The sequence below is a fragment of the Leptospira dzoumogneensis genome, from assembly GCF_004770895.1.
Classification (GTDB): Bacteria; Spirochaetota; Leptospiria; order Leptospirales; family Leptospiraceae; genus Leptospira_B; species Leptospira_B dzoumogneensis.
The window spans coordinates 70,435-83,612 of sequence record NZ_RQHS01000012.1 but is presented as its reverse complement, the minus strand read 5'-3'; the positions used below and the strand labels follow the sequence as shown (position 1 = coordinate 83,612).

Here is a 13,178-nt window from a genome sequence, read left to right as displayed (position 1 = left end):
TTGACATATGCTTCCTTTTTGGAGCAAGATAAGATTCGAAGCCGATCCGAATGGAAGAAGATAAAAAATCCGCCTCTCGAAATACCAAACAAAAGGGCGAGATCCTGAGAGTCATCCGTGACGCAAAAGGTCCTCTTTCGGTAAAGGAAATCCACGATATCTCCAAAAAATCCATACAGAATATAGGGATCGCTACCGTGTATCGGTCGGTGAACCATCTATTGGAATCAGGTTCTATCCATGAGATCCAATTGCCCGGAGAATCTTCTCGTTTCGAGATCAGTCATCTGGACCATCATCATCATTTCCATTGTAAAGTGTGCGATCGGGTTTTTGATGTGGAGATCTGTCCTTTCCCAATGGAAAATTTGCCTAAGGGATTTACATTGGATTCCCATGAAATTATTTTATACGGCGTTTGTTCCGAATGTAATACCTCTTCCAAATGAATCAAAAAAAAATAAAATTTAAAATACTCTACCTAAGCATTCTATTCATCGCATTATTTTCCTTTATCGATCGTATCGTGCTGGAGAATTTACTGTTCGGATTTCCGAACGAACTAGAATGGGATACTTCTCCGTGGTTTAACTTCTTGGAAAAAAGAAGAAGGATCGAATTTTCCGAAAACGAAAAAGGAACACTGATTGTAGGAAGTAGTGTGGCTCTTTATTCTTCCCTGCCGGAAAGAATGAACGAGAAACTAAAGGGCGCATCCATTCGCACGGAGTTTTATTCTCATCCTGCTCTTACACCATCCGATTTTTATTTTTATAAGGAAGATATAGCTTCTAAAAAGCCTAAACTTGTATTTTTTGTTTTGAATCCTGCGGATCTTCAGTTGGATTTTCTGATCACAGAAAAGGAAAACGAAGCAAGATTGGCCCAATACAAACAGAATCTTCTGTACCAAGAAAAGTCCATCATTGACTTTCAGAATTTGGAATATTCCGAGAAATCTTTGGACGATGTTTCTGCGAAGACAAGACATCAAAACAGGATGATCTATCCTGCCCAATATCTAAGGGAGAAATACCGAGATATTCTAAAAACCGGTAAATCCGCTTTTTTATCTCTTCTTTCCAGATCTCTATTCTTAGTGATCCGATACCGCAGCTTTTTATATGATCCGATGGATGCTTGGATAGAAAACCATCTTAGAAGCGGAAGGTCTTACCATTATTATACGGGTATCATCCCGGAAGAAGGTATTTATCTAAGAGGATGGGCCAAACCAGAATTCTCGATCGATTGTGAATTAAAAAATGGAGTTTTCGAGCAGAGTGTATTCTTCCAAGAGAAGGGCACTACATTAAGGATTTGGGGAGAAGGTAAACCGATCTTATTCGATAAAACTTTCCCTAAGTCCGGTTGGCATACGATCCAATTTAATGTTCCGGAAAGATCGGATAGAACTAAACTCAGGATCGCTTCCGATAAAAAGATCTCTTCTTTGCAAGTGGATGCAAGGATTTTCGGAACGGAAGAAATTTACGGGATCAGACTTTCTCAAAACTTCTGCAGAAATGAGATCCGAAAACATATCTCTTATATTCGGATCCCAGGTTTAGATGATTCTAGACTTTCTAAAATGGACGATTCTACTTATTCCAAAGATTATACGGAAAGGATCTATGGATATAAGGGAGAAAGTTCCAAAATGTCCAGACTTGTCACTCTCAGAATGGCAAAGATCAAATTGGCATCTTCTCCTAAGTTTTTCGTTTGGTCCGAATTAGAATATCTGAAAAAGGCAGTGGATTATTTGGGATCTCAAGGTATCCAAGTGGTCCTCGTAAATTCTCCTGAAAATCCTTTTGAAAGAGAAGTATACGGATCCAGTCCTTGGTACAAAGGATATATTTCTTATTTGGAAAACTTAGGAAAAACTAAGTATACATTCAAAAACGCAGTCTCCGATTTTGAAGATAAAAGATCCTTCTTAGATCCTCACCATTTGACCTACCAGGCTTCCGAAAGATCCTCGGACCTGTATGCGGACTGGATTTTAGAAACACTAACGGAAAAGTAAAATGTCCGGATCATTATCTAAATTTTTACCGAATGAGAAACTGAGATCTGAATGGATTGCAGCTTTAGGAAATCCTAAGCTAGTTACTGTAGTTTTTATCATTCTGTATTCATTCTCCTCTTTTTGCGTATGGAAAAAATATTCCTGGAGCCCTAGTTCTCAGGTAAATTTCGGAAAAGAATTCGCGGACCAAAACAAAGATCAAACTCCTCCGGGTGCAATCGTATTTTTGGGAGAGGAAGGGAATCTAGGCGCCGGTTACGATGGACAGATCTTTTATTATTATTCTAGGATGTTATCCGGTTTTAGTTTGGATTGGCCCCAAGGTTTCGAGACAAGTTTCAGAGCGCCCAGGATAGGTTATCCACTTTTAGTTTCCCCATTCGGTTGGTTCGGAATGAATGCAACCATCTTCGGGATGTACATCCTAAATTTAGGGATCTTCTATCTTTCTTATTTGGCGATCCGGGACCTATTGTCCGAACCTAAAAAATACCTAAGTTCATTCTATCTAGTTTCCCCGTTCGCTTTGGGGAGTTATATCTTACTTGTATCCGACACAGTGATGATGGGATTAAGCGTCTTAGCATATTGGTGTTTTATAAAAAAAAGATTCTGGGTCTTCTCCTTGTTAGCCGGTCTTGCAATTCTCACAAAAGAACAGGCAATCTTTTTGTTTTTCCCTTTGGGACTGATCGCATTATTCGAAAGAGATTTCAGAAAAACTGCCTGGGTGGCTTCTTCTTTGGTCCTGCCTGCAGCCTGGAGTCTCTACCTGAGAACCCAATTCCCGGAATGGACACCTGGAAGTTTAGGCCATTTTTTCGATCCATTCGGGGGGCTTTTAGGATATTTCGGGGAACTCCAACAGGCTCTAGTTTCAGAAGATCGAAATTTTATCCTTCTGATCAAAAAATTCTCCAGATTCCCTTTGGTACTTCTTCTTTTATCCGGCACCTATCTGTTATTTAAAGGGGATTGGAAGAAGGGACTGGCATTCAGGTTAGGCTTTGGAATTCTTTTATTAACCGCGTATGCGGGAGGTTATGTTCTCTATTGGGCCACCTACGAGAATGTTTCCAGAATGTTTACATTCAGCCTTCCTTTATTAATTTTTTGGGAAAAAGAAGACGATACCCTTCCCAGCGCGACTTATTGGGCCTTATTAGGGATCATTCTAATTTCGTTTTTAATAAAATTGGCATTCATTTCCAAACCTCTGCGTCACCTGGTCTGGTGATCCGGCTCCTATTTGTATCCCCGTTTTTTTGCAAACAAGTCAGCAAAATTTTTCTTAGACTTGATTCTTCTTATAAAAGAATTAGAATGGTCTTATTGTAGGTCCGCTGTTCAGAAATCCGCACGTGTCATTGTAATCAGATCGGTCAAATCCGAGCTTTGCTTCTCTTAGAAACCCTGCTATCCGCGATTTTACCATCATTCAAATCAATCCGCAGTTCTTAAAGAGTGTTATGGTCTATGGGAAAGGCGAATTGGGTCCCGGTTCGCGAGTCGGAAGCTGCCTAAATTTTTTGTTCGAGGAAAGCATGCAGAATCGCAAACTCTTTGTAGGAAATCTTAATTACTCCGTTCGCCAGCAGGAAATCAGTGACCTGTTCGCAAACTACGGAGAAGTAGCTTATGCGAAAGTAATTGAAGGTAAAGGATTCGGATTCGTGGAAATGGCTAGCGAGGAGCAAGCCGAAAACGCGAAGAATAGTCTAAACGGAACCGAATTCAAAGGTAGAACTTTGAATATCGATATCGCAAAACCTCAGACTTTCAACAAACCAAGAAGACATTAAGATCTTTCTCGGGGGAGGGAACTTCCCCGAGTTTCTCTAAAGTAGGCGGTTAAACGCCTACTTCTTCCTCTTCATCCTCGTTCTCTTCTACACTCAGAAGTTCTAAGAGTTCTTTATAGGCTCTGTCTTTTTCTAAAACGCCTGTCTTCTTAATCGATTTTTTTAGAACATCGTCCCATTTTTTCTGGGGAAGGATCATTTGCATCTCTTCCAAAACTTCCAGAATATTGATATCGTCTTTTGTATTGAAGATCTCTGTTGCGTCGTAACGGAATAACCCGGAAAGCTGATCGATAAAATCGCCGACTCCGTTTCCGCCTCCGCGTTTATCTAGGGCCTCTTGTTTTTTTTGCGCTTTGCGGAGATCTCTTTCTCGTCTCTCCAATTCGGTCCGTTTCATAAGAACCCTCTCTTATCGGCTATACCTGCCATATTTTCGAAACCAGCTCACGGGCAAAGAAAAATCCCTTTGAAAATTGAGCAGAAAAACTCATGCAAGCTGCCGATCTGGCGTAAGTTTGGATTCGATTCGTAAAAACCCCGGTTCAAAAACGGGAAAATTCAGTAAAACTAGTCCAAACTTTCATTCCTATAAAATTAGACCGAGACTAAACGAAAATTCTTTCCTAAGGACCCTAGTTTTGGGTCTTTTTTCGTACAACTTGTTAATAAAAAAAGAAGAAGTATAGGCCCTATTAACGAGGGCCCATTGAGGATCTAGGGATCCTGTACTCTTTTTGGATCCTTTGGTTAGCCGAATTTAGGCTTTCTTTATCCAAAACAACATCCGTTCCATCATCTAATAAAATCGTAATATACCTGGACTTGGAAGATCTCACTTCATTGGATATATCTTGGACCGATTGAATAGGTTTACCGTTTACTTGATCTACTAATCTTCCGGAAACTTCATGATAACCCTGATTGGATTCGTCCGGAATGACCTGGGAAAGTAATACGAATTTACCTTCTTTTTTGTCGCCTGTGCTAAACTTATGATAATCGAAAGTGTATAGAAGTTTGCGATCTACTTTAGATCTCCAATCCTTTCCCCATTCGAGCAGGTAACCTTCTGAAAGTTCTACGAATAGGAAACCGCCATCGAAATAATATTCCGATTTAGGTGCAATGTTCCTATGAGGGATCCGGATAGAAGAATAAGGAAACGGTTTTAAGGTAAGTTGGACTTCTTCTTCTTTGCCGGATCGGATGATCTTGATCGGGATCTGTTTTCCTAATTGGTAACCGAATTCGTCTCCTATATGAGCTATGTAAGATAGAACCTGTTTACCGTATTTTGGATGATGAAAATATCCTTTGGAGTCTATTTTTTTGCCGCCGAACTCTAGGATTACATCACCTATCTTTAATATTCCATCCGCGGAACTATCCGGTAAGATCTCCGCTACTAAAATCCCCTGGTCTTTTGTTTTGAGAGAGTAAAAATCCTTAGTGGCCTTGTCCATGATCGGCCTATAGCGGAAACCTTTAAAAGGGATCTCGGTTTTGCCGAAATCTCCTAAAAATTTACTGATCAAAAAGGAAGGGATCGCTCTACCCGAGTTCTTATCTCCGGAGAAGTCGAAAAGTATACCGCTTACTTTCCCTTTTTCTAATAGAACTTCTCCGTTTCCGTTCAGTGTTTCAGTGGAATTCACATCCAAAACCGGTAGTTCTACCATTCCCTGCGGATATTGGTCCAGATCCATACTGATGAGGGCGCCTGAAGCGGATTGGATAGAACCGGAATTGTCCAATTGGTAGATGGAAACCTGTCTAGGATAATCTATCTCTTTTTGGAATTCGAAAGGGATCAAATCTTTGAAGAAGTTCTCTTCTTCAATTTTTAATAATGCAAGATCGGATTCCGGATCTTGTCTTGAAACGGTCGCCTTTGTCTCCGCATAAGAAGAATGTTTTTTAACTTCTATCAATGTGGAGTGGGTGAGTAGATGTGCAGGGAGTAGGATCTTTTCTCCAGGGACTACGATCCCGACTCCTCTTCTTACCTTCGGGTTTTTCTTTTTCCAAGGGTTGAAATAGTCAGGTTCTTGGTAGGAGATCTTTACTTGTACTATACTCTTTTTGTATTCTTCTTCCGCTTTTGCCTGGGACGCGACCCCGTTCGGAACGGATTTAGGTGAAGGTTTCGGTTTTTTAGCGGATAATCCCGAACTGAAAACACAAATGCTGATAATGACTAGAAGGATCTTGGATCTCACGTATTACTCCAAACCGTAGGTGCTTCTGATCTGGGAATCCGCTTTTTGAGCCTCGTCCCGATCCAAGATCAATGGAAGATCTATATTCAAAAATTTTAATTTTAAGAATTTGGACTTGGATCCCGAAAGAATCCTTTTTAGATCCGCAAGGCTATTGATCTCTTCTCCGTTTACCGATTCCAAAACCAGGTTCAGGAAATAATCGGAGGAAGAATTCACCGGATGAGCCAATTTTCTGTATAGTACCACATCCGCTTTTTTGGTCCTGCCGATCCCATCTTCTATAAAATAATCGTATCTGTATAAGAACTGGCTGCCTCCGGAAGTGCTGCCACTTCTGCTCCAAGCACCTAGAAGGTCTCTGGTCATCTCTTGGAATAATAATCCGCCTATCATGGAATAATCGAACGGAGTATCGTAACGATTTCTCATAAAATCGAAATCGGGCATTCTTTTGGCTTTGAATTCCACATCGATCAATTTGCCGTTACGAAATACTTTGAATCGGATCGGTTCGCCTGAATATTTATCATCTACAGTTTCCGTAAAATCTACTCGGGCGTCTTTATCCAAAGTAATGGTCCCGTTTCTTCCGATGGAGAGCCCGTCTATCTCAGTCAGGTAATCTCCTTCTTTTAAGTATCCATCTGCGGAGCCGTTAGGAAGGATACGGGTTACAAATACTCCCTCAAGACCTTCAGGGATACCTTTCGCTTTTCTGAGAGAAGTATTAAAAGAATTGAATGTTCCGATACCAAGTTCCACATAACCGTCGTATCTTCCGTCTTCTATATCCTTTAGAAAATGACGGATCACTTTTGTAGGGATTAGATAACCTATATTTTCCCCTTTAGTGGCGACTTGGAATGCGACTCCTACCACCTTATTGTTTTGGATGGCGGGTCCTCCGGAGTTCCCCGGATTGATCGCAGCATCCACTTGTAAAACTAAGTGACTGTCTACGGAAGAATGTTCGTATTTGGATTGTTCTTTTCTGGAAACGATCCCTCTGGTCACGGAGACCTTATTTCCTCCGATTGGGTATCCTACGACGATAAGAGAAGAATTGAGTTCAGGGATCTCTCCCAGGCTTAGGTCTGTGGAGTCCTTATAAAATTCAGGATCTTCCGCTTCCAGAACCGCTAGATCGCAGTCATGAGCAACATGTAGTATCTTGACCCTATACCATTCTGTCTGGTTATATCTTTGGACTTGAACATACTTTGCATTAGAGATTACATGAGCATTTGTTAATATTCTTTTATTTCCGATCAGAAATCCAGTGCCTGAACTTGCACGGACCCCGTCTGTTGCCCAAGGGGTGAATGCGCTGAATGCTTGGGAATATACTTTGATCTGTACGACTGCTTTACGCACATGATCGAAATCACTTCTTTCTTCCGAGAAGAGAGGAAAATGAAGAGAGAATACTAGTACAATCAGACCGGATTTCAGGATCTGCATTAGAGTCTTAATGTCCTTCGAATTCGCAGATAGAGAATACGTTTACACCTAGATCTTTACTTAATTTTGTTGCTCCGCCCAGATCAGGAAGATCAATGATGACTCCTACTTCCGGAACTTCTGCACCCAGCTTTTGTAATAACTGAACTGCTGCGATCATTGTCCCGCCTGTTGCGATCAAGTCGTCCATGAGCAGGATCCTGTCTCCAGGAACCACGGAATCTTTATGGATCTCGATCACATCTTTTCCATATTCTAGATCGTATTCTTGGGAAACAGTTTCAGAAGGAAGTTTTCCTTTTTTACGGATAGGTATAAAACCTACTCCCAATTGGAATGCGAGAGGTGCACCAATGATAAAACCTCTTGCTTCAATTCCGGCAACTTTAGTGATTCCTTTGCCTGTGTACCGGTCCACGAAAGTGCCTATGGTAAGAGCTAAACCTTCCGGATCTAATAATAGGGAAGTGATGTCTCTGAATAGGATTCCTTTGCGGGGATAATCCGGGATCGTGCGAATTTTGCTTTTAACTATGGACATGGGCTCGAAGTCCAATTCCATTTTCCGGAAAGGAACAAACAATTCTTTTTTCAATGGGAATAGGAACGGCCTCCCGAAAAGAGAGGCCGACGTTTAAGGTTAGTATGCTTTTGCTCTAAGAGCGGCAATTCTTTCTTCTAGAGGAGGGTGGGTTGCAAATAAGGAAGCAAGTCCTCCGGCTCTGTTAGAAATTTTCAAAGCGGCGATGGTCTCTCCTCTTTGATCGATTGGATCTCTATTGAAAGCTACTTTTAATCTTTCTAAAGCGGAGATCATGCTGGATCTTCCGGCCAATTTTGCTCCGCCTGCGTCTGCGCGGAACTCTCTAGCTCTGGAAACGTAAGCCACAACTATGGAGCCTAAAAGTCCGAAGACTACCATCAGAAGTTGTCTGATCATGAACTCCATGAAAAATCCACCGCTGGATCCTCTGTCATCGTTACGATTCAATTGAGAAACGATCACTTTACTTACGATCCAAGAGAAGAAGATCACGAATGAGTTGATCACTCCTTGTACCAATGTCATGGTCACCATGTCTCCATTGGCTACGTGAGAAAGTTCGTGTCCTAAAACTCCATCCAATTCTTCGCTGTCCATTCCGTTCAAAAGTCCGGTGGATACTGCTACTAACGCACTGTTCCTGCTAGGTCCTGTAGCGAATGCATTGATCTCGGGAGATTCATAATACCCGACTTCCGGCATTGGAAGTCCTGCAGCTGAAGCCAATCTTTGCACTCTAGTTAAAAGATCTCTTTGCCATCCGGATGCGTTTCTAGGATCGATAACTTGGACTCCCATGGAGGCCTTTACCATAAACTTGGAAAGCAGCAAAGAAATGAATGCGCCTCCCATACCCCAGATCGTTGCGAATAAAAGGGTAGTAGCGTAAGGAACCCCTGACTTGGCCAAATATACATCCAATCCGGAAAGTCTGAGTAGTAATCCGATCGTGAAAATTACCGCGATATTAGTTAACGCGAATAATCCAAATCTACGAAAAAGCGCCATAGGCGAACAGTTCTCCTTTTTAGAAGTTTTCCGGGCTTTGGTAGTTCCATGCCCGCCGGTCTTCTAAATTCCGGTGATTATTAGACCGCTCTAGGTTCCTTCTTCAAGAAAGAAGCGAGAAGAAAAAGTCCCGCAAGTGATAAATATGACCAAACAAATGGACCCAGGTTCAGCTGAAAAGAGTTCAAAATTGCGTTTCCAGCCAAGGAATAAGAATGTATAAATCCTGTTCCGGCAAGAAATGCACCGATCAAACTGGCGATGATCGCCTTCTTAAAATCTCGATCGATCACAAATGTAGCGATCGCAGCCCAAACCATGGAAGAAAGTAAAAATCCTTGGGATAAACTCAAAAGCCCGCCTAAAGAATACGGAAAAATCGGTTGGTCTAGAGGCACTGTAGAAAGCCAGATATTCTGGGTTTTGGAAGCGGCCTCTGTTCCTTCTATCGCTTTTGCTAAAATCGGGGCTGCATAATTAAATGCACTTTGGATCATCAATACTCCCCAACCGGCTAGTGCAGGAAGGAGTCCGATCACAACCGCCGGTGCATGTCTCGTGGGTGTAGCTTCGAATGCTTGTGCACCGATCACGATACCGATCCAGAGTACGATTGCCATTCCAGCTTCCACAGGGATGAGAGCGCATACAAAACTGACCAGACCAAAAAACGCGATCAATGTCATGAAAATTCCGTTCAAACTGGAATAACCGGATCTAGCTCCTAGTGCCTTCCAACCTGGATGACCGATGTAAATTGTAGTAGGGAAAGGAGATCCGAACAAAGAACCTACAATTGTTCCAACACCGTTCATCATAAGAGAATTTCTGGTATTGTATTTATCTCCTGCTGCTTCTGCGGATTCTATATTTTGTAAAGAACCGATTACGTTAAAAATTCCCATAGGCAAGATCACAGATAGATATTCTCTGATACCGATCTGGTTCCAAGCCTCGAATAGATCTACTCCGCTCCATACCGGAAAATTAAATCCAAAATCGATGGAAGAATGTAAGGCAGCTCCGTCCATCATCTGTTTTCCGGTGATATGGGGAAGATACCAGGCTAATAAGGTTCCCACGATTACGGAGATAAGTCCGCCAGGGATCTTAAATGGAAATACCACTCTTCCGAAATATTGTAAAAGAATAATTCCGAATGGAACAAATGCAACCAGTGGATTTAAGAATGTACGGACCAAAAAGTCCATGGAGATAAATGTAAGTGCAATCCCGGCTAACGCAGAAAGAAGCGCAGCTCTTGGAGTTGCCTTGCGGATCTTCTCCGCAACAAATGCCCCGAAAAATTCGATCAAACCGGATAGAAAACTTGCTAGAAGTCCGATAGACCAAGCAGCTTTATAACTATTCGTTTTTTGGTAAACCGGGAACATTACGAAAAAGACGAATGCAAATAAAGAAACCGTATTGATCCCGTAAGGTAATGCAGTTACATCACTTCTGTTTTCAGAAATTGAGAGTTGTCTTGCCTGCCAAGCGTAGAAAATATTTCCGACTAAAAGAGAGATCGCAGCTCCAGGGATCACCACTCTGAATACGAAGTCCTGAGGCATTCCACAAAAACCGATACACAAAGCTACCAGAACCAAAATTTGGATCAGGTTATCGATCATCAGGCCGAAGAATCCATCCAGGTCCCCGGCAACAAACCATTTGTATTTGCTCATTTCTTTGTTTTACTCCCGAAGTCTACTTGGATTACATTATCTTTTCGTTTAGAAGATCCGGATCCAGGATCCGAAACTTCTTCTTTGGTTTCTGCCGTAGATGTTTCCTCTTTTTTAGGAGGAATGTCCGGTTTACCTAAATAAATTCTCATTTGAGTGACTGTTTGTTGGGACTTGTCGAAATATCTGAAAATTCCGTCCCAGGGAAGGAATACTTCTTCCCAAGTGTAGCCGAACTGTAGTTCAGCGTAGACCCATTCTTCTTCTATTTTGATATCTCTTGCGGCGCGGGGTCCTATGACTAGGATGATACCTGATTCGGGCTCTTCTCCCAGGAGTCCTCTTTTTCCGATCTTTAGATCCGGATGAGGCATTACGTGTACGTAGAAGGTGCCGAACCTTTCCCAATACACCGAGAAGAGTTGTTTTTTGAATTCTCGAAGTGTTTGTATGTCTTCTAAATTCGGACTATCCATCATTTTTCAACTTACGCGAGGATTCCTCGCTGATATATTCTTTATGTATTTTATACTCAGGCACTAGAGTTTTAAAAGAAGAGAATATCTCTTCTTCTCGATCCGATTTTGCCGCTTCTAATAAAGAGTTAAATCTGGCCTGGAAGCTGCTAGGATCTCCTTCCTCTAAGGGGGCTGCAATCCTGATTTTAGGATGATGTGTTTTTTTGATCCCTTCTAGATCTAACAGCAGTTCTTCGAATAGTTTTTCTCCAGGCCTTAAACCTGTGAACACGATCGGAATATCCGTATAAGGTCTGAATCCGGAAAGTCGGATCATATCTTCCGCAAGATTTAGGATGCGGATCGGTTCTCCCATATCTAAGAGAAAAATTTCTTCCTTCTCCCCCATAGCTGCCGCTTGCAAAACCAATTGTGTGGCTTCCGGGATTGTCATAAAATAACGGATAATATCAGGATGGGTCACAGTCACAGGACCACCATTGCTGATCTGTTCTCTGAATCTAGGAATGACCGAACCGCTGGAACCTAACACGTTACCGAATCTTACTGTGATAAATTTTGTTTTGGTGCCTTGGGAGATCGCCTGCAGATATAACTCCGCAACTCTCTTGGAAGCGCCCATTATGTTTACTGGATTGACTGCCTTGTCTGTGGAAATTAAAACAAAACGTTCGGTCCCATAAATACGCGAGATATCCGCTAAGTTTTTGGTTCCTAGTACATTATTTAAAACCGCTTCGGATGGATTGATCTCCATCATGGGTACATGTTTGTAAGCCGCGGAATGAAATACTACTTGGGGACGATCCGACTCAAAAACAGAACTTATCCTCAACGGATTTTTAATATCTGCGATTACCGCTCTGAATTGGATCCCGCTGTCTTTAAAAACTTTTCTGAGTTCGTAATCGATTTCATAAAGAGGAGTTTCTGCGGAATCGAGTAGGATCATTTTTGCAGGATGAAATACTGCAACTTGTCTGCATAATTCGCTTCCGATAGATCCGCCTGCACCTGTGATTAGAACGGTTTTACCCGCGATATAAGAACGGATGGATTCTATTTCTAGATCCACAACCGGACGACCGAGCACGTCTTCTACTCGGATCTCTCTTAATTGTTGTACTTTTGGAGGATCAAAAAATAGAGAACCCAAGGAAGGAAGGATCTTAAAATCCACATTTTCAGATTCGAAACTTTTGATGAGTTTACCGATCTGCTTTCCATCCGGATTGCTGAATGCGATCAGCACCTTTTTGATTTCCAGAGAGCGGATGAGAGACTCCGCCTGGTCCATTTTTCCTAAAACCGGTACACCTTGGATATGCGCTCCGATCTTGGATTCGTCATCATCTAGGAGTCCTAAGGGGAGAAGGTTCAGATCGTTATGCCTTCTTAATTCCGTAAGAAGTGTGGCTCCAGTTTTTCCGGCGCCTAGAATGAGTGTTGGAATTCCTTCTCCTTTTTTTTTGCGCAGAATGTACTGGTCTCTCACTAGTCTCCAAGAAAGGCTGCGGATACACAAAAATCCTAAAAGAAGAAGTGTATCTATGACAGGGATCATTCTGGAAAGATGTTCGAATCCGTTATAGAATAAAAGTGCGGTATTCGAGATCAGTGAAGAAAGAATGGTGGTCTTGATAATCTCCACTAGGTCATGGATGGAAGCGTAAGCCCAGATAGATCTGTAAATATTCGAAAATAGAAATACTAGAGAACGACAAGCTACTACGATCAAAAGTGGGATAAAAAAGTCGTTAGGCTCCTGCAGAAATACGGTGGATTCGAAACGGATCAGGTGGGCTAAAAAATAGGAGAGGATCATGAAGCTTAAATCCAAAGGGAAGAGAAGGCTTCGACGATTCCATTGTCCCATTAAGTAAAAAAAATGTCGCAGGTGAGGAAAAGTCCAATCTTTTTGAGTTTTTTGGGTTGC

Annotated in this window: 12 protein-coding genes; 4 read left to right on the top strand and 8 right to left on the bottom strand. The window is 41.9% G+C overall.

Going from position 1 to position 13,178, the window contains the following annotated elements:
- The first annotated feature begins 50 nt into the window (after positions 1-50).
- From EHR06_RS08185 to EHR06_RS08170, 4 genes are all read left to right on the top strand, one after another.
- Positions 51-449 (top strand): Fur family transcriptional regulator, encoded by a 399-nt coding sequence (locus EHR06_RS08185; protein ID WP_135626782.1) that lies wholly within the window; start codon positions 51-53, stop codon positions 447-449.
- Entirely contained in the window at positions 446-2,032 is a 1,587-nt protein-coding gene (locus EHR06_RS08180; RefSeq protein WP_135756545.1) for a hypothetical protein, read from the top strand. Before EHR06_RS08185 ends, EHR06_RS08180 begins: the two co-directional genes overlap by 4 nt.
- 1 nt (position 2,033) lies before the next feature.
- The gene (locus tag EHR06_RS08175; RefSeq protein ID WP_135756544.1) at positions 2,034-3,272 is read left to right on the top strand and encodes an AZOBR_p60025 family cell surface glycopolymer formation protein; all 1,239 of its coding nucleotides are present in this window, start codon (positions 2,034-2,036) and stop codon (positions 3,270-3,272) included.
- Positions 3,273-3,579: 307 nt separating this feature from the next.
- Positions 3,580-3,837 carry an RNA recognition motif domain-containing protein gene (locus EHR06_RS08170; RefSeq protein WP_086445856.1) on the top strand — a complete coding sequence of 86 codons (258 nt, stop codon included), beginning with the start codon at positions 3,580-3,582 and terminating at the stop codon, positions 3,835-3,837.
- 49 nt (positions 3,838-3,886) lie between these two features.
- On the opposite strand, the gene EHR06_RS08165 is transcribed toward EHR06_RS08170, so the two are convergent.
- From EHR06_RS08165 to EHR06_RS08125, 8 genes are all read right to left on the bottom strand, one after another.
- Positions 3,887-4,237 (bottom strand): LB_289 family protein, encoded by a 351-nt coding sequence (locus tag EHR06_RS08165; protein WP_135756543.1) that lies wholly within the window; start codon positions 4,235-4,237, stop codon positions 3,887-3,889.
- A gap of 295 nt (positions 4,238-4,532) precedes the next feature.
- Positions 4,533-6,059, bottom strand: a complete 1,527-nt coding sequence (locus tag EHR06_RS08155) for a S1C family serine protease (RefSeq protein ID WP_135756541.1) — start codon at positions 6,057-6,059, stop codon at positions 4,533-4,535.
- 3 nt (positions 6,060-6,062) lie between these two features.
- Positions 6,063-7,523 carry a S1C family serine protease gene (locus tag EHR06_RS08150; protein ID WP_135756540.1) on the bottom strand — a complete coding sequence of 487 codons (1,461 nt, stop codon included), beginning with the start codon at positions 7,521-7,523 and terminating at the stop codon, positions 6,063-6,065.
- A gap of 7 nt (positions 7,524-7,530) precedes the next feature.
- Positions 7,531-8,064 carry an adenine phosphoribosyltransferase gene (locus tag EHR06_RS08145; RefSeq protein ID WP_100710892.1) on the bottom strand — a complete coding sequence of 178 codons (534 nt, stop codon included), beginning with the start codon at positions 8,062-8,064 and terminating at the stop codon, positions 7,531-7,533.
- A 99-nt stretch (positions 8,065-8,163) separates the two neighbouring features.
- Positions 8,164-9,075 (bottom strand): protease HtpX, encoded by a 912-nt coding sequence (gene htpX / locus EHR06_RS08140; RefSeq protein WP_135756539.1) that lies wholly within the window; start codon positions 9,073-9,075, stop codon positions 8,164-8,166.
- Between the two features lie 80 nt (positions 9,076-9,155).
- Entirely contained in the window at positions 9,156-10,763 is a 1,608-nt protein-coding gene (locus EHR06_RS08135) for an NCS2 family permease (protein ID WP_135756538.1), read from the bottom strand.
- Entirely contained in the window at positions 10,760-11,239 is a 480-nt protein-coding gene (locus tag EHR06_RS08130) for a ClpXP protease specificity-enhancing factor SspB (RefSeq protein ID WP_135756763.1), read from the bottom strand. Before EHR06_RS08130 ends, EHR06_RS08135 begins: the two co-directional genes overlap by 4 nt.
- On the bottom strand, positions 11,232-13,118 hold the full coding sequence (locus EHR06_RS08125) for a polysaccharide biosynthesis protein (protein WP_135756537.1): 1,887 nt from the start codon (positions 13,116-13,118) through the stop codon (positions 11,232-11,234). The genes EHR06_RS08130 and EHR06_RS08125 overlap by 8 nt, the downstream gene beginning before the upstream one ends.
- Between the last annotated feature and the right edge of the window lie 60 nt (positions 13,119-13,178).

Coding starts and splice junctions, on each gene's coding strand:
- EHR06_RS08185 (WP_135626782.1), top strand. CDS start 51: ATGGAAGAAGATAAAAAATCCGCCTCTCGAAATACCAAACAAAAGGGC.
- EHR06_RS08180 (WP_135756545.1), top strand. CDS start 446: ATGAATCAAAAAAAAATAAAATTTAAAATACTCTACCTAAGCATTCTA.
- EHR06_RS08175 (WP_135756544.1), top strand. CDS start 2,034: ATGTCCGGATCATTATCTAAATTTTTACCGAATGAGAAACTGAGATCT.
- EHR06_RS08170 (WP_086445856.1), top strand. CDS start 3,580: ATGCAGAATCGCAAACTCTTTGTAGGAAATCTTAATTACTCCGTTCGC.
- EHR06_RS08165 (WP_135756543.1), bottom strand. CDS start 4,237: ATGAAACGGACCGAATTGGAGAGACGAGAAAGAGATCTCCGCAAAGCG.
- EHR06_RS08150 (WP_135756540.1), bottom strand. CDS start 7,523: ATGCAGATCCTGAAATCCGGTCTGATTGTACTAGTATTCTCTCTTCAT.
- EHR06_RS08145 (WP_100710892.1), bottom strand. CDS start 8,064: ATGTCCATAGTTAAAAGCAAAATTCGCACGATCCCGGATTATCCCCGC.
- htpX (WP_135756539.1), bottom strand. CDS start 9,075: ATGGCGCTTTTTCGTAGATTTGGATTATTCGCGTTAACTAATATCGCG.
- EHR06_RS08135 (WP_135756538.1), bottom strand. CDS start 10,763: ATGAGCAAATACAAATGGTTTGTTGCCGGGGACCTGGATGGATTCTTC.
- EHR06_RS08130 (WP_135756763.1), bottom strand. CDS start 11,239: ATGGATAGTCCGAATTTAGAAGACATACAAACACTTCGAGAATTCAAA.
- EHR06_RS08125 (WP_135756537.1), bottom strand. CDS start 13,118: ATGGGACAATGGAATCGTCGAAGCCTTCTCTTCCCTTTGGATTTAAGC.